Origin of the sequence: Winogradskyella aquimaris (genome assembly GCF_042676105.1) — a bacterium.
In the GTDB taxonomy this organism is placed as follows: Bacteria; Bacteroidota; Bacteroidia; order Flavobacteriales; family Flavobacteriaceae; genus Winogradskyella; species Winogradskyella aquimaris.
Map to the genome: position 1 here is coordinate 112,085 of NZ_JBHTJQ010000009.1, position 25,609 is coordinate 137,693.

Annotated in this window: 23 protein-coding genes; 6 read left to right on the forward strand and 17 right to left on the reverse strand. The window is 35.9% G+C overall.

Annotated elements, in window-relative coordinates:
• Window positions 1–85: 85 nt before the first annotated feature.
• The 7 genes from ACFQ1K_RS07385 to bshC all read right to left on the reverse strand — a co-directional run bounded on the left by ACFQ1K_RS07385 (window position 86) and on the right by bshC (window position 8,244).
• Window positions 86–1,702 (reverse strand): CTP synthase, encoded by a 1,617-nt coding sequence (locus ACFQ1K_RS07385; RefSeq protein ID WP_320555578.1) that lies wholly within the window; start codon window positions 1,700–1,702, stop codon window positions 86–88.
• Window positions 1,703–1,876: 174 nt separating this feature from the next.
• The gene (locus ACFQ1K_RS07390; protein WP_320555579.1) at window positions 1,877–2,104 is read right to left on the reverse strand and encodes a DUF3820 family protein; all 228 of its coding nucleotides are present in this window, start codon (window positions 2,102–2,104) and stop codon (window positions 1,877–1,879) included.
• Between the two features lies 1 nt (window position 2,105).
• Window positions 2,106–2,651, reverse strand: coding sequence for a DUF922 domain-containing protein (locus ACFQ1K_RS07395; protein WP_320555580.1), 546 nt, complete (start codon window positions 2,649–2,651; stop codon window positions 2,106–2,108).
• Window positions 2,652–3,053 carry an OsmC family protein gene (locus ACFQ1K_RS07400; RefSeq protein ID WP_320555581.1) on the reverse strand — a complete coding sequence of 134 codons (402 nt, stop codon included), beginning with the start codon at window positions 3,051–3,053 and terminating at the stop codon, window positions 2,652–2,654.
• Between the two features lie 8 nt (window positions 3,054–3,061).
• Window positions 3,062–4,966, reverse strand: a complete 1,905-nt coding sequence (locus ACFQ1K_RS07405; protein ID WP_320555582.1) for a LysM peptidoglycan-binding domain-containing protein — start codon at window positions 4,964–4,966, stop codon at window positions 3,062–3,064.
• Between the two features lie 58 nt (window positions 4,967–5,024).
• Window positions 5,025–6,560 (reverse strand): glutamine-hydrolyzing GMP synthase, encoded by a 1,536-nt coding sequence (gene guaA, locus ACFQ1K_RS07410; RefSeq protein WP_320555583.1) that lies wholly within the window; start codon window positions 6,558–6,560, stop codon window positions 5,025–5,027.
• A gap of 85 nt (window positions 6,561–6,645) precedes the next feature.
• Window positions 6,646–8,244, reverse strand: a complete 1,599-nt coding sequence (bshC, locus tag ACFQ1K_RS07415) for a bacillithiol biosynthesis cysteine-adding enzyme BshC (RefSeq protein WP_320555584.1) — start codon at window positions 8,242–8,244, stop codon at window positions 6,646–6,648.
• A 141-nt stretch (window positions 8,245–8,385) separates the two neighbouring features.
• Between bshC and ACFQ1K_RS07420 the strand changes: the two genes are divergently transcribed.
• The 3 genes from ACFQ1K_RS07420 to ACFQ1K_RS07430 are packed head-to-tail and all read left to right on the forward strand — an operon-like array spanning window position 8,386 to window position 14,114.
• Complete coding sequence (locus tag ACFQ1K_RS07420) at window positions 8,386–10,866, forward strand: M14 family metallopeptidase (RefSeq protein ID WP_320555585.1); 2,481 nt, start codon at window positions 8,386–8,388, stop codon at window positions 10,864–10,866.
• A gap of 21 nt (window positions 10,867–10,887) precedes the next feature.
• Window positions 10,888–13,731 carry a M16 family metallopeptidase gene (locus ACFQ1K_RS07425; protein WP_320555586.1) on the forward strand — a complete coding sequence of 948 codons (2,844 nt, stop codon included), beginning with the start codon at window positions 10,888–10,890 and terminating at the stop codon, window positions 13,729–13,731.
• Between the two features lie 11 nt (window positions 13,732–13,742).
• The gene (locus ACFQ1K_RS07430; RefSeq protein WP_320555587.1) at window positions 13,743–14,114 is read left to right on the forward strand and encodes a VOC family protein; all 372 of its coding nucleotides are present in this window, start codon (window positions 13,743–13,745) and stop codon (window positions 14,112–14,114) included.
• A gap of 14 nt (window positions 14,115–14,128) precedes the next feature.
• Here the strand turns inward: ACFQ1K_RS07430 and rimO are convergent, their stop codons facing one another.
• Window positions 14,129–15,436, reverse strand: coding sequence for a 30S ribosomal protein S12 methylthiotransferase RimO (gene rimO / locus ACFQ1K_RS07435; RefSeq protein ID WP_320555588.1), 1,308 nt, complete (start codon window positions 15,434–15,436; stop codon window positions 14,129–14,131).
• Window positions 15,437–15,540: 104 nt separating this feature from the next.
• Here rimO and ACFQ1K_RS07440 point away from each other — a divergent pair, with 104 nt between their 5' ends.
• Window positions 15,541–16,620 carry a serine hydrolase domain-containing protein gene (locus ACFQ1K_RS07440; protein WP_320555589.1) on the forward strand — a complete coding sequence of 360 codons (1,080 nt, stop codon included), beginning with the start codon at window positions 15,541–15,543 and terminating at the stop codon, window positions 16,618–16,620.
• Here ACFQ1K_RS07440 and ACFQ1K_RS07445 read toward each other — a convergent pair.
• The 6 genes from ACFQ1K_RS07445 to ACFQ1K_RS07470 all read right to left on the reverse strand — a co-directional run bounded on the left by ACFQ1K_RS07445 (window position 16,617) and on the right by ACFQ1K_RS07470 (window position 21,515).
• Window positions 16,617–18,302, reverse strand: coding sequence for an amidase family protein (locus tag ACFQ1K_RS07445; RefSeq protein WP_320555590.1), 1,686 nt, complete (start codon window positions 18,300–18,302; stop codon window positions 16,617–16,619). The two genes, ACFQ1K_RS07440 and ACFQ1K_RS07445, sit on opposite strands and share 4 nt — an antisense overlap.
• A gap of 132 nt (window positions 18,303–18,434) precedes the next feature.
• Window positions 18,435–19,409 (reverse strand): signal recognition particle-docking protein FtsY, encoded by a 975-nt coding sequence (gene ftsY / locus ACFQ1K_RS07450; protein ID WP_320555591.1) that lies wholly within the window; start codon window positions 19,407–19,409, stop codon window positions 18,435–18,437.
• A gap of 141 nt (window positions 19,410–19,550) precedes the next feature.
• Entirely contained in the window at window positions 19,551–19,703 is a 153-nt protein-coding gene (locus ACFQ1K_RS07455) for a DUF4295 domain-containing protein (protein ID WP_115817435.1), read from the reverse strand.
• 6 nt (window positions 19,704–19,709) lie between these two features.
• A complete protein-coding gene (gene rpmG, locus ACFQ1K_RS07460) occupies window positions 19,710–19,892 on the reverse strand; it encodes a 50S ribosomal protein L33 (RefSeq protein WP_320555592.1) in 183 nt (60 codons plus the stop codon).
• Window positions 19,893–19,915: 23 nt separating this feature from the next.
• Window positions 19,916–20,152 carry a 50S ribosomal protein L28 gene (gene rpmB, locus ACFQ1K_RS07465; RefSeq protein WP_320555593.1) on the reverse strand — a complete coding sequence of 79 codons (237 nt, stop codon included), beginning with the start codon at window positions 20,150–20,152 and terminating at the stop codon, window positions 19,916–19,918.
• 115 nt (window positions 20,153–20,267) lie between these two features.
• Window positions 20,268–21,515, reverse strand: coding sequence for a competence/damage-inducible protein A (locus ACFQ1K_RS07470; RefSeq protein WP_320555594.1), 1,248 nt, complete (start codon window positions 21,513–21,515; stop codon window positions 20,268–20,270).
• Between the two features lie 95 nt (window positions 21,516–21,610).
• On the opposite strand from ACFQ1K_RS07470, the gene ACFQ1K_RS07475 reads away from it, so the two are divergent.
• A complete protein-coding gene (locus ACFQ1K_RS07475) occupies window positions 21,611–22,645 on the forward strand; it encodes an acetamidase/formamidase family protein (protein WP_320555595.1) in 1,035 nt (344 codons plus the stop codon).
• On the opposite strand, the gene ACFQ1K_RS07480 is transcribed toward ACFQ1K_RS07475, so the two are convergent.
• The 3 genes from ACFQ1K_RS07480 to ACFQ1K_RS07490 are packed head-to-tail and all read right to left on the reverse strand — an operon-like array spanning window position 22,640 to window position 24,369.
• Complete coding sequence (locus ACFQ1K_RS07480; protein ID WP_320555596.1) at window positions 22,640–22,981, reverse strand: Hpt domain-containing protein; 342 nt, start codon at window positions 22,979–22,981, stop codon at window positions 22,640–22,642. The two genes, ACFQ1K_RS07475 and ACFQ1K_RS07480, sit on opposite strands and share 6 nt — an antisense overlap.
• Window positions 22,982–23,593 (reverse strand): fumarylacetoacetate hydrolase family protein, encoded by a 612-nt coding sequence (locus tag ACFQ1K_RS07485; RefSeq protein WP_320555597.1) that lies wholly within the window; start codon window positions 23,591–23,593, stop codon window positions 22,982–22,984. It abuts the gene before it with no gap.
• Window positions 23,593–24,369 (reverse strand): 3'-5' exonuclease, encoded by a 777-nt coding sequence (locus ACFQ1K_RS07490; RefSeq protein WP_320555598.1) that lies wholly within the window; start codon window positions 24,367–24,369, stop codon window positions 23,593–23,595. Before ACFQ1K_RS07490 ends, ACFQ1K_RS07485 begins: the two co-directional genes overlap by 1 nt.
• A 110-nt stretch (window positions 24,370–24,479) precedes the next feature.
• Here ACFQ1K_RS07490 and ACFQ1K_RS07495 point away from each other — a divergent pair, with 110 nt between their 5' ends.
• Window positions 24,480–25,559, forward strand: coding sequence for an NADH:flavin oxidoreductase (locus tag ACFQ1K_RS07495; protein WP_320555599.1), 1,080 nt, complete (start codon window positions 24,480–24,482; stop codon window positions 25,557–25,559).
• Window positions 25,560–25,609 lie beyond the last annotated feature (50 nt).

A 25,609-nucleotide genomic window follows, 5' to 3' on the forward strand; every position in this document is an offset into this window, starting at 1 on the left:
GTTCGTACTACGCTACGATTGCATGATTAATGCCTTGGCTATCCCAAAAAGCAATCCATAATTCATTTTACGCCAAAGTGGCACATTATTTTTTATTCTTGTATTTTAATGCTGCTTTTACAAATGCCACAAATAAAGGGTGTGGATTAGCAACTGTACTTTTATATTCTGGGTGGTATTGTACACCAACAAACCAATTGTGATCAGGTATTTCTATGATTTCCACAAGTCCAGTATCAGGATTTAATCCCGTGGCTTTCATTCCTGCGGCTTCAATCTGCTTTTTATACGCATCGTTAAATTCAAAGCGATGTCTATGACGTTCCTTTATACTTGTTTGACCATAAACTTTATGCGCGATACTGCCTTCTGCAATATTGCAGTCCCAAGCTCCTAATCGCATCGTACCTCCCTTATTAATAACATCTTTCTGGGATTCCATAAGGTTAATGACTGGGTGTGGAGTATTCTCATCCATTTCCAAAGAATTGGCATTTTTTAGGTTGAGAACATTTCTAGCATATTCAATCACAGCCATTTGCATTCCTAAACAAATCCCTAAAAAAGGAATATTGTGTTCTCTTACAAACCTAACGGCATCAATTTTACCTTCGATACCACGCTCACCAAAACCAGGTGCCACCAAAACCCCATCAAGGTGACCAAGTTTAAAATCTATATTGTCATCATTCAAAAATTCTGAATGAATAGGCTCCACATTAACCCTAACCTCATTTTCTGCACCAGCATGAATAAAAGCTTCTAAAATGGATTTATAAGAATCCTGAAGCTCGACATATTTACCAATTAGGCCAATAGTAACTTCACTTTTTGGGTTTTTATGACGCTTTAGGAATTCGTTCCATTGTGTGAGGTTAGGCACATCACTTTTTAGACTTAACTTTTGCAATACTACCTTATCCAAGCCTTCATCGAGCATTAAATTTGGTACATCATATATTGTTGACGCATCAATAGATTGAATGACTGCTTCTTTTTTCACATTACAAAAACGTGCCAGCTTCTCCTTTAGACCATCGTTGAGTTCGTGCTCTGTACGACAGACTAAAATATCAGCATGCACACCACTTTCCATTAAGGTTTTAACGCTATGTTGTGTGGGCTTTGTCTTTAATTCTCCGGCTGCCGAAAGGTATGGCACAAGCGTTAGGTGAATCACTAAAGCATTATGTTCTCCCAAATCCCATTGTAGCTGACGTACAGCTTCAATGTATGGTAAGGACTCAATATCACCAACTGTACCGCCAATTTCTGTAATGACGATGTCATAATCACCAGAATTACCCAATATCTGAATTCTGTGTTTTATTTCGTCTGTGATGTGAGGAATAACCTGAACCGTTTTTCCTAAAAATTCACCGCGACGTTCTTTATCAATAACACTTTGATAAATTCTACCCGTAGTCACATTATTGGCTTGTGAGGTTGGAACGTTTAAGAACCGTTCATAATGCCCTAGATCTAAATCCGTTTCAGCACCATCATCAGTCACATAGCATTCACCATGTTCGTATGGATTTAAAGTTCCCGGGTCTATGTTGATGTAAGGGTCTAATTTCTGAATGGTTGTTCTGTAACCTTGGGCTTGTAGAAGTTTTGCTAAAGAAGCCGCAATGATGCCCTTTCCAAGTGAAGAGGACACACCGCCTGTTACAAAAATATACTTAGGATCTGTGGTCATGGTACGCTGTTAAACGCAGGCAAATTTACAATAAAAATTGTCTTAAGTGCAATTATAAAGTTGCAATCTTAAAATAAGTTTTTGCATCATTAAAAGCGCTTACTGAAACAATAGGTTCTTATTGTATCAGTATTTTTGTCCATAGCTTATTTATACAAGAATACTGTAAAGTAACTACTTTTTGTAATCGCGTTGAATCCTATGGATTAATTCTTCCAGACCATTGATTTTGATGTCGTGCATTTGAATCATCATTCTCCCTAGCTTTCCTTCAGGAAATCCCTTTTGCTTAAACCAGGTGTAATAATATTCTGGAATATCAATCAAATAATGGCCTTTGTACTTACCAAAAGGCATTTTGTAGTTGGCCAGCTCAATGAGTGCTTCTTTACTTCCTTCCAATTTATGGTGCCTTATATTTCTCTAACTTTTTAAGCTCCTCTGTAATATAGCGGTGCCAGTATTTTTGGGCTTCAATATTTATGGAATGATTGGTCTGTTCATCATAAGTCTTTTGAGTCTTATCTAATGCTTCATTAATAGCTTGATGTATTTGACCCATTTGAGTTTTGATATTCTGATTTATTACTAGTCGGTCTAATTGTTGTCTAAACTTACGGACATATAATTCGGTAATATCAAAATGCAATTGCTCATGGGCAAGGATATGATCATTTGCTTTCTCTGATAGATACCAGGACTTTTTGGGATAAAAATGTGCTTCTACAGATGTTGTGTAATCAACAATCCGCTTACCTGAGGTTTTTAAAGAATATCCAAAGGTAATACCTGATGCCGTTAAAGCCACAGCTTCTGAATTAGGATTTGGGTCCGCCTTAAAATCTTCCCAACTAAGTTTTCGAGTATCATTCCATGTTATGGTATCTTCATAGGGAGAAGTCCCTATAAACAGAATTAAAATTGAAAGGATAAGTTGTTGCAATTGCATTTATTCCCAGTTAAACGTAATGTCTCTTTCAATATCAGGATGTAGACTGTAATGCACAGGACAAGTTCTAGCTGTATGTTCTAAGATTTTTTTAATCTTTTCATCTGCCTTAAAAGGAAAATTAAGTACGACCTCAATTTTAGAAATACGTCTAGGATTACTTGCCATTATCTTTGTAACGTTTGCCGTAGCACCAGACATATCCAAATTATGTTCGTTCGCTTTTACACCCATAACCGTTAACATGCAACTTGCCAATCCTGTAGCTACAGTATCTGTAGGAGAAAACGCTTCTCCTTTACCATTATTGTCTATTGGTGCATCTGTAATAAAAGTATTTCCTGAGCGCAGATGTTCGCTTTCTGCTCTAAGATTACCAAGGTATGTTACTTTTGAAGTCATAATCCTCTTTAATTAGCTTCAACAATTTGCAGATTATCATACTTTACAATATATACCGCCTCATTAACGTAACCCCCAAATAAAGACTTGTTGTATCTAAATTTGTTTTGTATGTATTCTGTTTCAATTAAATCGTCAGAGGTCTTGTATAAGTTATCTGCCGTAGCCAATCGCAACAAAACATCTAAGGTAATATCAAAACCTCTTGCAACATATTTACTGGGTGATACACCAAATTCTTTTTTGTAGGCCTTAACAAAACTATTAGACTTGTATTCATCAAAATCCTTATGTACTGAAGGATAATGAAATTTAAGATTCGATAAATTATTATTGTCTATGTCTTTGCCTTCAAAAGCCTTGTTTTTATCTAAAGTGACCAAAACAATCTCAATGTCTTCATTTACATTAGAATTAAGTAGACTTATAACGCTCGAAGCCATAGGGTTACTATCTGTTTCAAGAAAAACAATTGTTCTGCCAGCAGTAAACATATTCTCTAAACGCACAGGATAAATAAAATGGTCGTCCTTACCAGTTTTCTTATTAATCTCAGAATAAATCTGTACTGCACTTGGGAATTCTTTTTTTAGCATATTGCTCGTTGAACGATGCGCTTGATCCGCTATAATAATCACCTTGGATTTGAGACTATCTCGTTTTATAAATTCAATCATCGCTTTCTGCAACAATTTGTCTTCTGGGATCGTTTGAAAGACATTGGTATAAACTTCCTTTGGCTTATTTAATGCTGCTATTACCGGAACTCTATCTCGTTTTAAGCTATTGGCAACGCGATCAAAACTACTCTCCTCAATTGGACCAATGACCGCATCATAATCAGAAAAATCATAATCAGAAAGGATTTTATTGGTCGTTGAAGGTTGATATTGTGTATCAAACACTTTTAGGTCTGTTGAAATTCCAAGCTGTTTAGCTGAGTCTAAGGCCATTCTAACGCCAACATGAAAGTCTAAAACGGTTGACAACAATCTATTATTCTTGATTTCAGATTTTGTTTCTTCCACAGAGTCTAAATCAATTCTATTGAGGCGATATGGCAACAATAGGGCTAATTTTTTTGTGCTGAAGTTTTTGATTTTAGATTCCAGACGTGTTCTTTCCAAATCCTTAAGACTAGAAACTGTCTCTGCTGAAGCTGGAATCTTCAAAACCATACCCTCTTTTAATCCACTTTCTTTTAAACCTGGATTTAAGTCCTCTAACTCTTCCTGTGTAAGACCTGTTTTAACTTTTAATCTATAAAACCCTTCCTTAGGTAGTACTTCATAATAATTATATTGATCTTCTACAACCTTTTCATCCTTGTCTTCAATATTTGGGACATTAAGTTCATCCCCAGGTTGTAAAACCTCCTTCATATTTGGGTTTAAAGCCTCTAATTCTTTGACAGTAATTCCAAACTTATATGCAATACGCCATTTGCCTTCTTTAGGTTGAACCTTGTACTTTCTCACTGTATTTTTAAGGCTCACCTTATTGATAAAAGTCTTGTACTTAGGAATCCTTATTTTATCACCCCTCTTTAGATTTTCAGAATATAAAAAGCGATTGGCCTTTTTTATTTCATCTTCTGAAACATTATATTTTTTGGATAAACCATAAAGTGTTTCCTTACGTTTTACTTTATGGGTCTTGTAGCCTATTAACTCCTTCGACTCTTCATTAAAAGGCTCATTTTTAATTTTTGAGTTTGGAATAATTAAAATCGTATTTGGCTTAAAATCTGACTTTGCATCTGGGTTTAGAGCAAAAATATCAAAAGGAGTTACCAAATATTTCTTGGCAATACTCTCTATGGTTTCACCCTTTTTGATTTTGTGCTCAATGTAATTTTGAGCAGAAAGATTTAGACCTAAGGCAATTAATATGACGATTAATAATTTCTTCATTTATTCTGATTTAGCTTATCCCTAATTTGGAAACAAAATCAACTTTTACGTCACTATTTTATTCCCATTCTATCGTTGCAGGTGGCTTAGAACTGATATCATAAACAACTCTGTTAACACCTTTTACTTTATTTATAATCTCATTTGAGGTCCTCTGTAAAAACTCATAAGGTAAATTTACCCAATCTGCTGTCATCCCATCGGTACTTTCTACAGCTCTCAGCGCCACGCACTTTTCATAGGTGCGTTCATCTCCCATAACCCCAACACTATTAACCGGTAAAAGCATGGCACCTGCCTGCCATACCTTATCATATAAATTCCAAGAACGCAGATTATTTATAAAAATAGCATCGACCTCTTGTAATATACGAACTTTCTCACGAGTTAGATCTCCAAGAATCCTAATTGCCAATCCTGGCCCTGGAAATGGATGACGACCTAACAATTGTGAATCCATATTCATAGAAGCACCAACACGTCTTACCTCATCTTTAAATAAGGTTTTCAGTGGCTCTACAACCTTTAATTTCATAAAGTCAGGCAAACCACCTACATTATGATGGCTTTTTATAGTTGCACTTGGACCTCCAGTCGCTGATACACTCTCAATAACATCCGGATAAATAGTCCCTTGTGCTAACCATTTTACATCCTTTATGCGATGTGCTTCATCGTCAAAAACCTCAATGAACACACGACCAATGGTTTTTCGTTTTTCCTCTGGATCGCCTTTACCAGCTAAGGCATCCAAAAAGCGTGCCGAAGCATCTACTCCTTTAACGTTTAATCCCATACCTTCGTATTGATGTAGCACATCTTCGAACTCATTTTTACGAAGCAAACCGTTATTTACGAAGATGCAATAGAGGTTTTTGCCAATGGCTTTGTGCAGCAACATTGCAGCTACTGATGAATCCACACCACCTGACAAACCAAGTACCACTTTATCGTTACCAAGCTTTTCCTTAAGCTCTTCTACAGTTTCTTCTACAAAAGCATTTGGTGTCCAGTCCTGATTGACTTTAGCAATCTTTACCAAAAAGTTTTGGAGCAATTGGTGACCGTCCGTAGTGTGATAAACCTCTGGATGAAATTGAATGGCATATGTATCTTCACCTTCAATTTTATACGCAGCATTTTCAACATCTTCTGTACTTGCTAACAAAACTCCACCTTGCGGTAATTTCTTAATGGTATCACTGTGACTCATCCAAACCTGACTACCCTTATGAATATTTTCAAAGAAGTCTTCATTAGCTTTTATAAAACCAAGGTGAGCTCTGCCATACTCTCTTGTACTTGATTCGGCTACTTGGCCACCCGAAAAATGTGCTAAATATTGGGCGCCATAGCACACAGCTAACATAGGTTTTTTCCCTCTAATATTTGATAAGTCTAGATGAAGCACATCTTCACCTCTTACCGAATTTGGACTACCTGATAAGATAACAGCTTTAAAACTGTCTGAGTCTGCTGGAATTTTGTTGAATGGATGTATTTCGCAATAGATGTTTAACTCTCTGACACGTCTAGCAATCAGCTGCGTGTACTGCGATCCGAAATCTAAAATAAGGACTTTGTTGTGTTGCATGTGCAAAAATAATAAATGCGCTCACATTAGGATTTAGGTTTTTAAGATTTTTGCAAAAATTATTAACCATTAACCGTATGTTCCATTACATGGTGATTACCATGAACTCCTTTTTTAACGGTTGAAGTAATTTCTTCAATTCAGGGATCAAATCATCACCAAAATCCAAATAGAGTTCAGAGAAATTAGTATTACGTTCTTGTAGACTTTGTCCAGGAAATAATTGCTCTTGTAATTCCGTACAACGTTCTATCTGATCTTTTAGCTTTCGCTTTTGGGCTTTAAGCAATCGCTTTTCTAAATGCTTCAAACCCTTAATTTGTTTCACTTCCTGCGCTTTAACGGCACCTAGGAACGATTTGTCTGTTTGCTCGGCTAATTGATATAAAGCTTGAAATTGCTGTGTTAAAAAGGCTATTTGATCTGAAAAATCAATATCAATATTAGAAATCTGTCGTACTTTTTTATTGATAAACGTATTTCGATTCAAAAATAAATCTGAGTTAGAAATATTAAGTTTATCTAGCTTCTCTGCTTGTTTTTTAGTTTTTACTAAAGCAGAGTTCCTAAGCAATAGCATAGGAAACGTCACACCTTGAGCCTGAAAATTGGATTTTAACTGTAACCAGTAAATCATCTCTCCACCTCCGCCAATATAACATAGGTTTGGTAAAACAACCTCTTGATATAACGGTCTTATAATTACGTTAGGAGAAAAACGTTCTGGATGCTCATGTAAATGAGTTGAAAGTTCGTCTTTATTCCAAGTTATCTCGGTATCTAAAACTTTATAACTGTCATTTTCAAATACGATGCGCCCTCGCAAACCTTTATGAATATAAAAGAGGTTGATTTCCCTAGGATTCACTTGAATTTTCAATCCTAAATCTTCCAAGGTCTTATTGGTTTCCGATACAGTTTTAAAAGCGGTTTGTTCAACGAGCTCCTTTTGCATCTGAGGAATAAACAAACGCTTCAATGCGCTATGGTCTGCATCAATAATGACCAGTCCAAATTCCCCAAATAATTCATTTGCGAAGTATCGTGTAGCATCCGCTAAATTTGTATGATTGAGATAAGCTTTTTTAAACCATTCCTTTAACTGTTCTGCAAATTTTCCAGAACCAAATTCTGCAGCAACCACTTCGTATACATCTTCTAATCCATCTGTGTTAAAATGACCAACGGCACCGGTTTGACTCGAATTCCATTGAATTTTTTTCCCTTTAAAATTGAAATAATTAATCTCATCAAAATCATGGTCTTCTGAAGCCATCCAATACACCGGCACAAAATTGTAATCAGGATACTCAGATTTTAACTGCTCCGTTAAATTAATGGTTGAAATGATTTTATATAAGAAATATAAAGGTCCTGTAAACAAGTTTAATTGGTGACCTGTAGTAATGGTAAACGTGTTTTCAGATTTTAAACTCTCAATGTTATTTAAGGTTATTTCTGAAGTTTTATAATTGGTATATTGGTTTGTCAATGTCTCAAAAAGTACCTTTCGACTGTGCTCAAGGTGACCACTTTTTGATTTTTCTTCAATCTGAGCCTTAAAATTTTCTAATGTTGGAAAACGATTATAAAGCGCTTTTAACTCAGGATTTTGGTCTAGATAATCGCAAATAAAATCAGAAAAATAGTTAGTAGCTCTATAGGGAATACAGTCAGTTGGCATATTAATACGTTATCAAGGTATAAATATAAGGTAAGTGTAAATTCTAATTCCTAATTTTTAGTTAATTCAAAATATCATTCGCCAAAATATAAAATTCAGTCTTTATATTTACTAGATTGTAAAACAAAACCAACCAAACCCATGCGATATTTATTTTGCACCATTTTATTTGTCTTCTGTTCTTTATTCACCGTTGAAAGTCAAGACCTTCAATCGCCAAGTGCTTTTTTAGGGTACGACATTGGCACCCAGTTCAGTCGCCATCATCAGGTGGTTGATTATTTTAAAACCATTGCCAATGCAGTTCCCGATCAGGTAAAGCTAGAACAATATGGCACCACTAATGAACGAAGAGGACTTTATTTGGCCTTCGTCTCTTCCGAAGACAATATTAAGAATCTCGAAACCATAAGAGAAAACAATTTGAAAAACACTGGCCTTTTAGAAGGAAGTCCCTCAAATACTGATGTAGCTATTGTTTGGTTGAGTTATAATGTTCATGGCAATGAGGCTTCTAGTTCTGAAGCTGCAATGCTCACCTTATACAAACTCCTTACAGAACGCAAGGATTTGTTAGAAAATACAGTGGTTATAATCGATCCTTGCATCAACCCTGATGGTCGTGACCGCTACATTAATTGGTACAATGAGACCGCTAGTCAACCCTATGACATTGATCAACAAGCGAGTGAACACCATGAGCCCTGGCCAGGTGGTAGACCAAATCATTACTTGTTTGATTTAAATAGAGACTGGGCTTGGGCTACACAAGTTGAAACACAACAACGCTTGAAAGTATACAATAAATGGATGCCACATATTCATGTCGATTTTCATGAACAAGGACCAAACGAACCGTATTATTTTGCTCCTGCCGCAGAACCGTTTCATGAAATCATAAGTGATTGGCAACGCGATTTTCAGACACAAATAGGAATAAATCACGCTAAGTATTTTGATGCTGAAGGCTGGTTGTTCTTTACTAGAGAACGTTTTGATTTATTTTATCCAAGTTATGGTGACACCTACCCTACATACATGGGAGCTATTGGTATGACGTACGAACAAGGCGGTCATGGCATGTCAGGTTTGGGAATTTTAAATGATGAAGGCCACGTACTCACCTTGGTAGAACGATTGACACACCATACGGCTACTGGACTTTCTACGGTTGAAATAGCTTCGCGAAATGCGAAACAGCTCAATACTGAATTTGCTAAATTCTTTGATAATGGCAACCTAAAATATAAGAGCTATGTTGTAAAGGGTAATCAAGATAAATTAAATAGTCTTAAAGAATTATTGAGCAAACACGGTATTAAATTTGAAAATGCCAACTCAGGAAAAGTTTCTGGCTATGATTATGCTTCAGGAAAACAAGGAAGTATGTCAGTTGATACCAATTCAATCGTAATTCACACCAATCAACCAAAAGGCAAAATGGTTAAAGTTTTGTTTGAACCTAACGCCAAATTAAACGACTCACTAACTTACGATATTACTGCTTGGTCTTTACCTTACGCCTACGGTTTAGATGCTGTTGCTAGTTCATCTAAAGTCAGTAGCACGAAATCTTACGAAGGTAAAATGCCTACTGTGCTTTCAGAAGCTTATGGTTATGTAAGCAAATGGAACTCCCTAAAAGATGCACAGTTTTTAGCAGATTTACTAAAGCATGACGTCAAGGTAAGATTTACTGAAAAACCGTTTCAGTCTAATGGAGAACAATTTGATCGAGGCTCTTTGATTATAACCAAAGGCGATAATAAACATCTTACTGATTTCATTGGTACCTTGAATCAACTCAAACAGAAGCATAAACAAAATTTATCAAAGATTAACTCAGGGTTCTCCCAAACGACACCAGATATTGGCTCACCTGATATTAAATTAATCAACAAACAAAAAGTAGCGGTATTGTCTGGAGAAGGTACATCTTCTTTAAGTTATGGTGAAATTTGGCATTTCTTTGAGAAACAACTACACTATCCACTCACCTCAATTAATACAGATGATTTAAGCAGAACCAACCTTAGCAAATACCATGTTCTTATCATTCCAAATGGCTATTATGGCAGCGTACTTAATGATGACACAATGAAAAAAATTAAGGATTGGGTACAAGCTGGCGGTAAAGTTATTGCCATTGATGGAGCGCTAAGAAGTTTTGCTGGTAAAGATGGGTTTAGTTTAAAGTATAAATCTTCAGATAATAGCAATTCCAGTGATAACTTAACACCTTATGCTGAGCGCGAACGCGAATACACCAACAGCCTTATTACTGGGGCAATATTTAAAACTAAAATAGACAACACACACCCTATGGCTTTTGGTTACAATAAAGACTATTTTACCCTAAAACTGGGCAGTTCTGCTTATGATTTATTGGATAGTGGCTACAACGTTGGACATTTAGCCGACACTAAAGTATATTCTGGTTTTGCTGGTAAAAATGCTTTACCCAATTTAGAAAATACCTTGGTTTTTGGTGAAGAGCGCAAAGGCAGTGGGAGTTTTATCTATTTTGTAGACAACACCTTATTTAGAAGTTTTTGGGAAAACGGAAAATTATTCTTAGTAAACTCCGTTTTCTTCGTAAATAATAATGCATACGAATTATAATATCACCAATCAAAATAAAATATGAAATCCATTAAAGAATTAGTTCTAAGTCTCTTTGTTTTAATCTCATTTACAGCATGTGAAGAAAATGAGACCAAAGAAACCACACAAGAGTTTAAAGTTGATTTTGAAAAATTTACTTTAGATAATGGCTTACAAGTCATACTTCACGTCGACCGATCGGATCCTGTTGCTGCAGTAGCATTAACAGCCCATGTAGGTTCTGCAAGAGAAAAGGAAGGCCGTACCGGTTTTGCTCATCTATTTGAACATTTGTTATTTTTAGAATCCGAAAATTTAGGCAAAGGTGGACTCGATCAAATGAGTGCGCGTATCGGTGGTTCTGGTGCTAATGGGTCTACGAGTAGAGACAGAACGAATTACTTTCAAACCGTACCCAAAGATGCCTTAGAAAAAATGATTTGGGCAGAAGCCGATAAACTGGGGTTCTTTATCAATACAGTAACCGAACCGGTTTTGGCAAAAGAAAAACAAGTGGTTAAAAATGAAAAACGCCAACGTGTAGATAATCAACCTTACGGTCATAATTTTGCTGTAATCAACAGCAATTTATATCCTGAAGGCCATCCGTACAGTTGGGAAGTTATTGGCTCACTTGAAGACCTACAAAACGCTACTTTAGATGACGTCAAAGAGTTTTTTAATCGTTGGTATGTTCCTAATAATGTTACTTTAACCATTGCTGGTGATATTGATGTAGAACAAACCAAAGCCTGGGTAAAAAAGTACTTTGACGAAATTCCAAAAGGTGAAGACATCCCTAATCTAGAAAAACAACCTGTCACCTTAAAATCAACAAAACGTTTGTTCTACGAGGACAACTTTGCAAGAGCACCACGATTGACGATGGCTTGGCCAGGTGTACCACAATATCATGAAGACTCCTATGCCTTGAGTGTACTTACAGAGTATCTAGCAAATGGCAAAAAAGCTCCCTTAAACAAAGTACTTATTGATGACGAAAAGCTTAGCGATAATGTCTCTTTTTATCAATACAACTCCGAATTAGCCGGTCAATTAATGCTTACTGTTACCGCATTTGATCAAACTAACTTAAACACTGTGGCTTCGTCTATTGAAAACGGTCTGAAGGATTTTGAACAAAATGGTATCACAGAAAAGGATCTTAATCGTATTAAAGCCAAACAGGAAACCGATTTTTACCAAGGCTTATCCAGTGTTCTAGGTAAAGGATTCCAATTGGCACAATACGAAATATTTGCAGGTGATCCAGGTTTTATCAATCAAGATGTAAAAAATATTCTAGCTGTAACACCAGATGATGTAATGCGGGTGTATAACACTTACATCAAGGATAAAAATTTTGTTGCAACCAGCTTTGTACCTCAGGGACAAAAGAATTTGATTTTAGACAATTCAATATTAGCTGATATTGAAGAAGAAAAAATTGTTGAAGGAGCAGAAGAAACATTCGATCCGAGTGTTGCCGCCACTTATGAAAAAACACCGAGCAGTTTTGATAGAAGTATTGAACCTCCATATGGTGAAAGTCCTGAACTGAATATTCCTAAGGTATGGAAAAAACAACTGGACTCCGGAATCAAAGTTTACGGTATAGAAAACAATGAAGTGCCATTGGTGCAATTTGAGATACAAATTTCTGGTGGTTTATTATTAGAAAACAAAGACAAAGTTGGGGTTTCAAACCTTTTAGCAGAACTTATGACTAAGGGTACAAAAACTAAAACACCTGAAGAATTAGAGAATGCTATTGAAAGTATTGGTGCAAGTATCAATGCCTATGCATCAGAAGACAACATTACTATTTCGGGTACCACACTATCTAAACACTTCGATAAAACTATGGATCTGGTGACTGAAATTCTTTTAGAACCACGTTGGGACGAATCAGAATTTGAACTCTTAAAGCAAAGTACCATAAGTGGTATTCAGCGCAGTAAAGCTAACCCAAACAGCATTGCTTCAAACGAATTTTCAAAATTACTATATGGTGAAAACAATATTCTTGCCTACAATAACAGAGGTACCGAGAAATCTGTGAAGCATATTGAGTTAATAGATTTAAAGGATTACTATAAGAATAATCTATCAGCTCAGCTTACCAACTTTCATGTTGTTGGCGACATAACCGAAAAAAATGTTGTACAGGCCTTGGACCAACTCAATGAACAATGGCAGTCTGTAGATGTAAATATTCCTGAATTACCATTGCCGTTGTATCCTGAAAAATCAACAGTATACTTTTACGATGTTCCAGGTGCGAAGCAATCAGTCATTCGCTTTGGTTACCCTGCGTTGAAAGCAACGGATAACGATTATTATCCTGCCACAGTCATGAATTATCGCCTGGGTGGTGGTGGTTTTGCCTCTCAGTTAACTCAAGAATTACGGGAAGGAAAAGGCTATACTTATGGTATTCGATCGCGATTTTCTGGATCGCAACATCTTGGAGAATTCTCCATTAGCAGTGGCATTAGGACGAACGTGACTTTTGAAGCTTCTAACTTAATAAAACAAATTCTCGAAAATTATGGTAGAAATTATAGTGAAGAAGATTTAGAGGTTACTAAAGGCTATACTATTAAAAGTACCGCAAGAGCATTTGAGACCTTAGGAGCTAAATTAAATATGCTAAGCAATATCAGTAATTATGGTTTAGCTGACGATTATGCCAAACAAAGAGAAGCTGTAGTTAAAAATTTGACGATTGAAGATGTTAAAGCTTTAATTGAAAACTATATAAAACCTAATCAAATGATTTATCTGATTGTTGGAGATGCAGAAACGCAATTAGATCAACTAGTGGAATTAGGATTTGGTAAGCCTGTGTTATTGAATCCCAATCATGAAAACTTGGATTAAAATATTTGAATATGAAACTAGGAGCATTTTCGGTAAGTCTAGCTGTAAAAGACCTTACAGCTTCAAAAACATTTTACGAAACCTTAGGTTTTAAAGTCTTTGCTGGAGATTTAGACAAAAACTACCTCATCATGAAAAACGAATCCACATTAATTGGATTGTTTCAAGGTATGTTTGAAAATAACATCCTAACCTTTAATCCCGGTTGGGATCAAGATGCTAAGACTCTAGATAACTTTGATGATGTAAGAGCCATTCAAAAGCATTTAAAATCGAAAGGTGTAACCTTTGCAAGTGAAATTGATGCTCCAGAATCAGGACCAGCAAGTTTTGTCGTTTTAGACCCAGATGGAAATGCTATATTGGTAGATCAGCATGTGTAGCAAGTAGGCTTTAATCAAGATAGTTTGACCTGTGCATATAAATCAAAATCTTCTGCCTCAGTGATAATTACATTAGCAAACTCTCCTGTTTTTAAATAATATTTTGAAGCATCAATCAATACCTCATTATCAACATCTGGCGAATCAAACTCAGTACGTCCCACAAAGTAATTACCCTCTTTCCTATCGATAACCACTTTAAACTCCTGTCCTATTTTGGCTTGGTTCAGTTCCCAAGAAATTTGGGACTGGATTTCCATAATCTCATTAGCGCGTTGGAGTTTTACCTCTTCTGGTACATCATCCTCAAGGTTGTAAGCATGTGTATTTTCTTCATGGGAATAAGTGAAACAGCCCAGACGCTCAAAGCGCATAGCTTTAACCCATTGTTTTAGGGTTTCAAAATCATCTTCAGTTTCACCAGGATAGCCAACAATCAATGTAGTTCTTATAGCCATTTCTGAAACCTTAGCTCTAAATTCTTTTAGCAACTTTGTTGTTTTCTCTTTAGTGGTACCACGACGCATACTCTTCAAAATAGAATCTGAAATGTGCTGTAATGGAATGTCTAAATAATTGCAAATTTTAGGTTCTCGTTTCATCACATCCAAAACATCCATAGGGAAACCTGTAGGAAATGCATAGTGTAAACGAATCCATTCGATACCTTCAACCTTTACTAAATTTTCAAGCAGTTCTGCAAGGTTTCGTTTTTTATATAAATCTAATCCATAATAGGTTAGATCTTGTGCAATTAGAATTAATTCCTTAACACCGTTGGCTGCTAAATTTTCAGCTTCAACCACCAAATCTTCAATTGGCGTACTCCTGTGTTTACCGCGCATCAAGGGAATAGCGCAAAAGCTACAAGGCCTATCACAACCTTCAGCTATCTTTAAATAGGCGTAATTTTTAGGAGTGGTTGTCAAGCGTTCGCCTATCAGTTCATGTTTATAATCGGCACCTAAAGCTTTTAAGAGACTTGGCAATTCTGTCGTACCAAAATATTGATCTACATTAGGTATTTCCTTTTGTAAATCTGGCTTGTAGCGCTCACTCAAACAACCTGTTACAAACACCTTGTCTACTTCACCATCCTCTTTCTTCTGCATGTAGTGTAAAATAGTATTGACGCTTTCTTCCTTGGCATTGTTAATAAATCCGCAGGTGTTTATTACTACAACATTCCCTTCCTCTTCATGTACAACGTCCTTACCACTAGCTTTAAGTTGTCCCATCAACACTTCACTATCGTACACATTTTTACTGCAACCAAGCGTTACAACATTAATTCTATTTCTTTTTAGTGTTTTAGTTCTCATAAGCATCTTCCACCAAAATGGAAATCTATTTAAATCAGTGGGCAAAGATACAACGGAAATTAAACCTTTTGTATATTTAGTAAGTCATATATAAAAACTTAACCATGAAATTACCAAATATGGCACTGATAGTATTAAGTGCATTGCTGGTTTTCTCTTGCTCTAAGGATAACGATGCCCCTAATAATCCGAATCCTCAAGACGAAAACATTTATTATCCTCCCTTAAATTCTGATATATGGGAAACCAAATCTATTGAAACGTTAAATTGGAATGAAACACAATTACAACCCTTATTAGACTTTTTAGAAGAAAAAAACACTAAGAGTTTTATGATCCTTCATAACGGAAAAATAGTGGTTGAACATTATATGAACGGACATGACAGCAATGCTGTTTGGTATTGGGCAAGTGCAGGTAAAACACTAACAACGGCTTTGTCGGGCATCGCACAAGATGAAGGTTACTTGAATATAGAAAATAAAGTATCCGATTATTTAGGTACTGGCTGGACAAGTGCCGACCTCGACAAAGAAAACCTCATTACCTGTAAGCATTTATTATCCATGTCTTCTGGTTTAGACGATACTTTAGGTGATGATGTTTCGCCTACAAACCTTCAATATATTGCAGATGCTGGAACACGTTGGGCTTATCACAACGTTTATGTCAAAATGCAAGATGTTGTTGCCCAAGCCACAAACCAAAGTTGGGAAAATTACTTTATATCAAAACTCAAGAACCCAATAGGTATGAATGGCAGTTGGATAGGATTAGGCGATTTAAGCGTGTATTGGAGCAACACAAGAAGTATGGCGCGGTTTGGCTTATTAACATTGGCTAATGGCAACTGGCAGGGTCAGCAAATTATATCTGAAAACTATCTTAATGATGCCCTAAACACCTCTCAAAATCTCAATCAGTCTTATGGATATATGTGGTGGTTAAATGGAAAGTCTTCTTTTAGATTACCACAAACCCAAATTCAATTTCCGGGTGAACTTATACCTAATGCACCAGATGATATGTTCGCAGCTTTAGGTAAGAATGACCAAAAAATATATGTTGTTCCGAGTCTTAAACTTGTTATTGTTAGAATGGGTGAAACAGCAGATGATGAAAATTTTGCACTTTCAAATTTTGACAATGACTTATGGGAAAAAATTAATGACCTAATAAATTAATTATAGTTCTCTGGTGCTACCCGTTCTTTAGAAGCTTGCTCATACACATAAGCCCACTCTAATAATTGTTTTTCCTGGAGACGTTTTCCAATAAATGTTAGACCTTTTGGTACACCCTTATCCGTATAACCCATTGGTACTGTAATTGCAGGATATTCTGCCACTGCTGCATATGCTGCATGGTTGTTGTTAATTGACAAAAAGCCATCCAAATTGAATTGCTGCATAGGTACATCAAAGTAGGACTTCCCGTTTGTGTTCAGGGTATCTTTAATGCGTTCCAAGTAATCAGCATCTCCGTTATCACCAACAATACCTTTAAACAAATCTTGTCCATAAGGCATATTGATTAGGGAATCCTTTAAGTTATATTCCATAACATCCTCAATTGTTCTTATTGAAATATTATCGTTAGCATAGGCATCCATATAGGCAGGTAAATCTTTTTTCATATCTAGATTAAGTAGACTTATAAAATTCGGTAAACCAATTTGTTGCTCTTCTATCTCAATAATTTCTGCTCCTTGTTGTTTTAGAACATCTAAAGCTTTTACAAACAAAGTATCCTCCATCATACGTTTTGGTGCACCAAAACGCTTACCCTGAAGACTCGCATTTTTTAAATCTTTTGTATAAAACCCAGATTCCCACATAATCATAAAAGATTTAGAATCGGATTGATCTTCACCAAAAATAGCATCTAAAACTATAGCATTATCCATTACCGTTCTGGTGATTGGACCCGCAGTATCTAAAGTTGAAGAAATAGGTACAATTCCACTACGACTCACCAAACCGACAGTAGGTTTTAACCCAACAACTGAATTCTGACTCGCAGGTGATAAAATAGAACCAGCGGTTTCGCTACCAATTGTAGCAGCAGCAAAATTAGCAGAAGCCGCTACTCCGCTACCGGAACTCGAGCCGCCCGTATCGATGATTCTTCGTCCGTAGGGATTTAAGGTCTGACCACCAATAGCCGAATAGCCACTCGGGCACTCACCACAAAAGAAATACGCCCACTCACTCAAATTGGCTTTCCCTAAGATTAAAGCACCTTTAGATTTTAATTTTTGAACAATGAAGGCATCCTCGGTAACATTTTCTTTCAATGCCACAGCACCAGCAGTTGTAGCCATACCAGATGCATTGACGTTGTCTTTGAGAAGAATTGGCATGCCAAATACTGAATAGACTAAGTTTTGTGTGTTACCGTAAATTTTCAAAGCCTCATCTTTGGCTTTTGCTTCATTTAAAACTTCTGGATTAATTGAAATTACTGAATTTAGTGACAACGAATTTTCTCTATCAAACTTTCTAATGCGATACAAGTAGAATTTTGTTAAGGCTTCGTAAGTAAAATTACCATCAGAAATATGCTTCTGAAGTGTCGGAATATCCTGCTCTAAAATTAATGGCTTTAAACGATTATAGTCAGACTCTTTAAAATCTTCCATTTGTGGATTAATCTCAGCCCAAATATCTGCCTTCATTAGGATTTTAGAATCTAGAACCTTAAACTCTGTAAAATCCTTGGTTGAAATTGCATCTAACTCCGATTGCTCTTCCGCTGTAGTTTCAACAGTTTCTGATTCTGAAATTGGCTCTCGCGCTTCACGAGATTTATTGTCTTTACACGAAAAAACAAAAAGGAAAATTAATAAAAAAAGAATGTAGCGCATGGTTAGTTTTTTTTTTATAAAAATACGAAAACCATGAATAAAAAAAACCTCATAAGTTTTTGATACTTGTGAGGTCTATACATTTAAAAAAAAAGAAATACTGAAACAAGTTCAGCATGACAAACTCTATTATTATTTAAAAAACGAATCTACAAACTCATACTTATTAAATACCTGCAGATCTTCAATACCCTCACCAACACCAATATACTTTACAGGAATTTTAAACTGATCGCTAATACCAATAACTACACCGCCTTTTGCCGTACCATCTAATTTAGTTACCGCCAAAGACGTTACTTCGGTTGCAGCAGTAAATTGTTTGGCCTGTTCAAATGCGTTTTGTCCTGTAGAGCCGTCTAAAACCAAAAGGACATCATGTGGAGCATCTCCAACCACTTTTTGCATAACGCGCTTTACTTTAGAAAGCTCATTCATTAAGTTCACTTTATTATGTAAACGTCCTGCAGTATCGATAATAATAACATCTGCATCTTGATTAACTCCCGATTGTAAGGCATCAAAAGCTACAGATGCAGGATCGCTCCCCATTTCTTGTCTTATCATTGGAACATCTACTCTATCTGCCCAAACCTGTAATTGATCTATTGCTGCAGCCCTGAACGTATCTGCTGCACCTAATACTACTTTTAAACCTTTCTTCTTAAATTGATAAGCCAACTTACCAATAGTTGTGGTTTTTCCCACACCGTTAACACCAACGACCATTAATACATACGGTGTTTTTTTACCATTATCTTGTTCTGGCAGATTAGGTATGGTATAATCAGTTTCTTCACCAGAATTCGTTTCCGACAACAAACCAGCAATTTCTTCTCGTAATATCTGATTAAGTTCTGAAGTTCCTAGATATTTGTCTCTAGCGACACGCTCTTCAATTCGCTCTATGACCTTTAATGTGGTGTTGACACCTACATCACTCGTTACCAAAACTTCTTCTAGGTTATCTAGTACATCATCATCAACTTTAGACTTACCGGCAACCGCTTTATTTAACTTACTAAAAAAGGAAGTTTTGGATTTTTCTAAACCTTTATCCAGGGTTTCCTTCTTTTCTGAAGAAAAGATTTTTTTAAAAAAACTCATGTACTTTTTATTTACTTTGCTCACTGCAACAACCTTGCCCTTCCTAATGTACTGCTAAGTTGTCAGATGGTCTCAAATATAGCCATAAAAAAACTGCTTTCAAATGAAAGCAGTTTGTTAAATCTCTATATCTATTTAAGATTATTTCTTGTTTAAAAAGTCATCGACAAATTCTGGTGCCATAACTGATTCCACAAACATGTATGCACCAGTTTTTGGTGATTTCACCATTTTTATAGCTTTTGTCAATCTTTTTGATCCTGTCTGTAAAGACGCTACTGATTTCTTTGCCATGATTTATTATTTTATCTCTTTATGAACTGTCATACGCTTAAGTATAGGATTAAATTTTTTAATCTCCATACGCTCTGGCGTATTCTTCTTATTCTTAGTTGTAATATATCTTGAAGTTCCTGGCATACCAGAAGCTTTGTGCTCTGTGCACTCTAAGATAACTTGTATTCTATTTCCTTTCTTTGCCATTGTAAATTGACTTTAGCGTATGCTTATTTATAAAATCCTTTTGCTCTAGCTTCTTTCAATGCTGCAGTAATACCAATTTTATTAATGGTTTTTAAAGCAGATGTAGAAACTTTCAATGTTACCCACTTATCTTCCTCAGGAATATAAAAACGCTTCTTGATCAAGTTTGCATCAAACTTGCGTTTTGTTTTATTCATAGCATGGGAAACATTGTTTCCAACCATTGCTTTTTTCCCAGTAAGTTCACAAACTCTTGACATTGTATTCTTTCTTTAGGTCTATTAATTTTTCCTGTCTTTTTCTAATCCAATAAAGGGATATTTTCAAACAGGGTGCAAATTTAGTAAAACTTTATGTTTCAACAAATATAATATTCTACTTTTTCAAAATTTCTTTTTGAAGCATCTCAAAAGCCTTGTTTGTGGCTTTCATTATGACTTTTCCTCTATGGTTGCCAAAATTAAAAACATTAGCCACAACACCTAACTCAGAGGCAATAGCAATCCAGACCGTTCCTACCTCAGCATCTGAATCTCCTTTTGTTGGACCCGCATTTCCTGTGGTACTTATCCCGTAATCAGCATTAAACAATTGACGCACATTAACGGCCATAGCTTCGGCAACTTCTTTACTCACTACAGATTTAGTTTCAATATCCTTCTTTGAAACCTTAAGAATATTTATTTTGGATTCTGTAGCATAGCTTACGATACTACCCTTAAAGTATTTTGAAGCTCCGGCATTTGCAGTAATTGCATTTGCGATTTGACCACCAGTACAACTTTCAGCAATTGAAATTGTTTTCCCTAAATGGGTTAATTGCTTTCCAATGATAGCTTCTAATGATAAATCGTCTTCAAAGCCAACAAAAATATCTTCGATTTGAGGCAACAGTAATTGTATTTGTTTTTCTAACTCTGCCTCAACAATATTTTTGTCCATAGCTTTTCCTGACAAACGCAAACGCACTTTACCCAAGTTTGGTAAATACGCCAATTTTATAAATTTAGGTAAGGCGTCTTCCCATGCCTCAATTCTGTTGGCAATGGCACTTTCACCCAAACCATAGGTTAATAAGGTTTTATGCTTTATATATGGGAATTTAAATTTTGACCGAAGCGCAGGCAGTACTTCATTTTTTATGAGAGCCTTCATTTCATAAGGCACACCTGGAAGTGAGACAAAAACTTTTCCGTTTTTCTCTAACCACATTCCTGGAGCCGTACCATATTCATTTTTAAGTACTTTTGCTTTGGACGGTACTAAAGCTTGCTGTCGATTTAAATCCGATATCGGTGTACTGATATATTTAGAAAACAAATGCTCTACATGTACGAGAACATCTTTATTTTCAACCAAGGTATCATTAAAATATTCACAAATCGTATATTTTGTTATGTCGTCCTTAGTAGGTCCTAAGCCACCGGTAATTATGATTATATCGGCATTTTCTTCAGCTTCTTTTAATGCTTTAAGAATATGTGCTTTATCATCTTGTACAGATGTGATCTGATAGACCGATATACCTATTTTATTAAATTCTTTACCTAAGAAAGCTGAGTTGGTATCTACAATTTGACCGATAAGAATTTCGTCACCAATAGTTATAATTTCTGCTGTCAATAGTTGATTCCTTTTAAATTAACCCGACAAAGGTAAGGCTATTGAAAAGTTAATTCATTAATTTTAAAGAACCTTTAATAAAAACCCAACAAATAATGACTTCAAAAAATATTCTAATCACCATTCTTTATGTTGCCTTTTGCCTCAATTTGTATCAATGTAATGACAACAAGAATACTGTTGTTACTAATTCCCAACCACTAACTAAACAAATAACACCTCAATATTCATTAACTAAGGATCAAACCCATAATAAATTCAGTAGTACAATACCACCTATTCTCAAGGTCAAATCAGGTGCTATCATTGAGGCATATACCGAAGATGCAAGTGATGAACAATTTAAGTTAAATTCAGGTCTTGAAGACCTTAGAACATTAGATTTTGAGCCCATACACCCTTTAACAGGACCTGTATTTGTTGAAGGTGCAGAACCTGGTGACGTACTAAAGGTTAAGTTGCACGAAATTGAGGTGGGAGATTGGGGATGGAATGCGATTTATCCTGGCTTTAGTTTTGTGGCCGATTCAATAAAAGGAGAATATTTAAGAATTTATGATCTAAAGGACAATAAAACAACAGTACGTTTTAATGATTCCATTCATTTAAAACTTAATCCGTTTCCAGGGGTAATGGGAGTGGCACCAGCAACACCTGAGCTCTTAAGCACAATTCCACCGCGTGCAAATGGTGGAAATATGGATGATCCTAATATGACAGTTGGAACAACAATATATTTCCCTGTTTTTGTTAAGGGAGGTTTATTTTCCATAGGTGATGGACATGCTTTACAAGGTCTCGGCGAAGTATGTGGCACTGCTATTGAGGTTCCTTTAAGGGTCGTTTACGAAATTGAGTTGATAAAGGATAAATCAATAAAAGAACCACAATACGAGACTGAGGACTACTATGCCACCACAGGTTTTGGTACTTCTATAGATATGGCAGCAAAAAAAGCAACACTTTATATGATAGAGTATTTAATGAAAGAGCATAAATTAAGTGAAAACGAAGCTTATGCCTTATGCTCATTAGCTGGTGATCTTAAAATAGCTGAAACTGTTGATTTACCACATATGCTAGTTACCATGCATATATCCAAGGACGTTCTCGGGATAAAGAGATTATAAATTAAAATCAGCCTTAATCTCCTCCGCTGCGTTTTCTACAGCCGTGAGTACTTTTTGAAGCTGAGCATCAATATTTTTGTCTGCTTGCTCAAATTTTCCCCAATCCTGAACTTCAATTAACTCATCATAAACCCCAAGATCGAATAGCTCTATAGTTGGTTTCATTTTGTGCGCTGCCTGATAGGTTTCATAAAAATCTCCCTCTGGAACAGCCTTCCTCAAACGCTCCGCATCTTCTGGAACCTCTTCAATAAAGGCTGCGGCTAAAGCCATAACAAAGTCTTCATCATTATCAGCCATTTCGCGTACACGGTCTAGTTTATAATATTTTGCCATTTATTTTATTTTGATTGAAAACAGTTCTTGGTCTTCAATATATCCTTTTAATTCATCGTTTGCAAAAACCTTACCAACACCAGATGGTGTTCCGGTAAAGATAATATCTCCAATTTTTAAAGTGAAATATTTTGACACATATTCTATAAGCTCATCAATCTTCCAAAGCATTAACTCTGTGTTACCTGATTGTACAACTTCATTATTTTTCTTTAAACTAAAATTGATATTATCTACATTTTTGAAACTTGATTTTGGAAGCCACTTTCCAATGACAGCAGCACCGTCAAAGGCTTTTGCTTTTTCCCATGGCAACCCTTTAGCTTTTAGCTGCGCTTGTAAATCTCTTGCGGTAAAGTCAATTCCCAAGCCAATTTCATCGTAATATTTATGAGCAAATTTTTTATCGATGTACTTCCCGACCTTTTTAATTTTTACCAAAACTTCAACTTCGTGATGGACTTCATCCGTAAAATCTGGAATAAAAAAAGGCTGTTTCTTCAGTAAAATAGAGGTGTCTGGTTTTAAAAATACTACAGGATCTGTAGGCTTTTCGTTTTCCAACTCTTTAATGTGCTCTGTGTAATTACGCCCTATACAGATAAGTTTCATTAGCTCAATTTATTATTAAACTGACGTAGCTTTATGGCGGTTAATACCTTTTTAGTATATAACGGAAAATCTGCATTTAGCAACCAACCAAAATATCCTGGTTCTTGCTCCATAACATCTACAACGCGTTTCCCTTTATGTTTACCAAAAGAAAAACATTCTTCGCCCTCTTTATTAAAAATTAAAAATCCTGCGAAATCTGCAAACTTTTTACGCGAACTGAATTCTGCCAGAAACCTCGTGTCGTTTTCTAGTGCTTCATATCTGGCCAACTGTGCTTTTAGCACCTCATATGTGGCTTTCGTGTCTGCCTCTGCACTATGCGCATCATCTAAACTTTTGTCGCAATAAAATTTATAGGCTGCACTTAAGGTACGCTGCTCCATTTTATGGAAAATTGTCTGTACGTCTACAGCTAACCGATTTTTCATATCAAAATCAATCTCAGCACGTAACATTTCTTCTGCCAATAACGGTATGTCAAATCGGTTGGAGTTAAACCCACCTAAATCAGAATCCTTAATCAGATTATGAACTTCTTTGGATATTTCTTTAAATGTTGGTGCATCTGCCACATCAGCATCTGAAATTCCATGGACCTTTGTTACTTCTGGTGGAATGGGAATGGTAGGGTTAACCAATTTGGTATAGGTTTCCTCCTTCCCATTGGGATGTACTTTTAATATTGAGATTTCAACTATTCTGTCTTTTGAGATATTTATCCCTGTTGTTTCTAAATCAAAAAAACAGATTGGTTTGTTTAAATTGAGTTGCATTAGTCCTTAATTTTTGCAAATGTAGTGCATTTCTATTAGTATATCCTCTCCGTTAATTTGATAATGACTTGAAAAAAACCGAATTTAGTTTTTGAATTTAAACAACATTAATGAATACCATAACAGATCAACCCGTCACATTTACATCTGGTGCACTTATGCCCAACCGATTTATGTTAGCACCGTTAACAAACCAACAAAGTCATGAAAACGGCAAGTTATCTGAAGAGGAATTTAGGTGGTTAACCTTAAGAGCTAAAGGTGGATTTGGACTCGTAATGACCTGTGCCTCTCATGTTCAGAAAATTGGGAAAGGCTTTTCTGGTCAGCTAGGTATCTTTTCAGATGATCTAATGGATGGGCATAAAAGATTAGCAGCAGAAATAAAATCTTATGGTAGTTTAGCGGTAATACAGCTACACCATGCAGGAATGCGCTCTCCCTTTGAGGTTATAAAAGAAAAAGCAGTCTGTCCATCTGAAAGCAAAAAACATAATGCTAGAGCATTAAACCTATCTGAAATTACCAAATTAAAAGAGGACTTCATAAGAGCTGCCGTAAGAGCACAAAAATGCGGTTATGACGGCGTTGAAGTACATGGTGCGCATGGTTATATCTTGACACAATTTCTAAGTTCTGAAATAAACAAAAGACAAGATGAGTATGGTGGTGCTTTAGAAAACAGAGCACGTCTTATTTTTGAAATCCTACATGGCATTAGGGCTAAATGTGGTCCAAACTTTTTAGTTGGAATCAGGTTATCTCCAGAACGCTTTGGAATGAAACTTTCTGAAATAAAAGTCTTATGCCAACAACTCATAGATGATGGAAAAATTGACTTTTTAGATCTCTCACTTTGGGACTGTTTTAAAACACCTGTAGAATATCCTGAAAGTGACATGACTCTTTTAGAACACGTACTTCAACTTAACTACAAGAATGTGAAGCTAACCGTCGCCGGTAATATAAGAACTGGACATGATGTGCAAAGAGTTATTGATGCTGGTGTTGATTTTGTTACCATAGGTAGGTCTGGTATTCTTCATCATGACTTTCCTAAAAAAGTAATCGCCAATCTCAATTTTCAACCGATTAATAATCCCGTTTCGAGAGCTTACTTAAAATCTCAGGGCTTGAGTGAAACATTTATCGATTACATGCAGCGTTGGGAAGGTTTTGTTGAAAAATAAAAAACAAAAGGCACGATTCATAAACCGTGCCTTTTACTGTTATTACATGG

What these genes read in the sequence shown, in the direction of transcription:
- ACFQ1K_RS07385 (WP_320555578.1), bottom strand. Translation starts at nt 1,702, where the DNA reads ATGACCACAGATCCTAAGTATATTTTTGTAACAGGCGGTGTGTCCTCT.
- ACFQ1K_RS07395 (WP_320555580.1), bottom strand. Translation starts at nt 2,651, where the DNA reads ATGCAATTGCAACAACTTATCCTTTCAATTTTAATTCTGTTTATAGGG.
- ACFQ1K_RS07400 (WP_320555581.1), bottom strand. Translation starts at nt 3,053, where the DNA reads ATGACTTCAAAAGTAACATACCTTGGTAATCTTAGAGCAGAAAGCGAA.
- ACFQ1K_RS07405 (WP_320555582.1), bottom strand. Translation starts at nt 4,966, where the DNA reads ATGAAGAAATTATTAATCGTCATATTAATTGCCTTAGGTCTAAATCTT.
- guaA (WP_320555583.1), bottom strand. Translation starts at nt 6,560, where the DNA reads ATGCAACACAACAAAGTCCTTATTTTAGATTTCGGATCGCAGTACACG.
- bshC (WP_320555584.1), bottom strand. Translation starts at nt 8,244, where the DNA reads ATGCCAACTGACTGTATTCCCTATAGAGCTACTAACTATTTTTCTGAT.
- ACFQ1K_RS07420 (WP_320555585.1), top strand. Translation starts at nt 8,386, where the DNA reads ATGCGATATTTATTTTGCACCATTTTATTTGTCTTCTGTTCTTTATTC.
- ACFQ1K_RS07425 (WP_320555586.1), top strand. Translation starts at nt 10,888, where the DNA reads ATGAAATCCATTAAAGAATTAGTTCTAAGTCTCTTTGTTTTAATCTCA.
- ACFQ1K_RS07430 (WP_320555587.1), top strand. Translation starts at nt 13,743, where the DNA reads ATGAAACTAGGAGCATTTTCGGTAAGTCTAGCTGTAAAAGACCTTACA.
- rimO (WP_320555588.1), bottom strand. Translation starts at nt 15,436, where the DNA reads ATGAGAACTAAAACACTAAAAAGAAATAGAATTAATGTTGTAACGCTT.
- ACFQ1K_RS07440 (WP_320555589.1), top strand. Translation starts at nt 15,541, where the DNA reads ATGAAATTACCAAATATGGCACTGATAGTATTAAGTGCATTGCTGGTT.
- ACFQ1K_RS07445 (WP_320555590.1), bottom strand. Translation starts at nt 18,302, where the DNA reads ATGCGCTACATTCTTTTTTTATTAATTTTCCTTTTTGTTTTTTCGTGT.
- ftsY (WP_320555591.1), bottom strand. Translation starts at nt 19,409, where the DNA reads ATGAGTTTTTTTAAAAAAATCTTTTCTTCAGAAAAGAAGGAAACCCTG.
- ACFQ1K_RS07455 (WP_115817435.1), bottom strand. Translation starts at nt 19,703, where the DNA reads ATGGCAAAGAAATCAGTAGCGTCTTTACAGACAGGATCAAAAAGATTG.
- rpmG (WP_320555592.1), bottom strand. Translation starts at nt 19,892, where the DNA reads ATGGCAAAGAAAGGAAATAGAATACAAGTTATCTTAGAGTGCACAGAG.
- rpmB (WP_320555593.1), bottom strand. Translation starts at nt 20,152, where the DNA reads ATGTCAAGAGTTTGTGAACTTACTGGGAAAAAAGCAATGGTTGGAAAC.
- ACFQ1K_RS07475 (WP_320555595.1), top strand. Translation starts at nt 21,611, where the DNA reads ATGACTTCAAAAAATATTCTAATCACCATTCTTTATGTTGCCTTTTGC.
- ACFQ1K_RS07480 (WP_320555596.1), bottom strand. Translation starts at nt 22,981, where the DNA reads ATGGCAAAATATTATAAACTAGACCGTGTACGCGAAATGGCTGATAAT.
- ACFQ1K_RS07485 (WP_320555597.1), bottom strand. Translation starts at nt 23,593, where the DNA reads ATGAAACTTATCTGTATAGGGCGTAATTACACAGAGCACATTAAAGAG.
- ACFQ1K_RS07490 (WP_320555598.1), bottom strand. Translation starts at nt 24,369, where the DNA reads ATGCAACTCAATTTAAACAAACCAATCTGTTTTTTTGATTTAGAAACA.
- ACFQ1K_RS07495 (WP_320555599.1), top strand. Translation starts at nt 24,480, where the DNA reads ATGAATACCATAACAGATCAACCCGTCACATTTACATCTGGTGCACTT.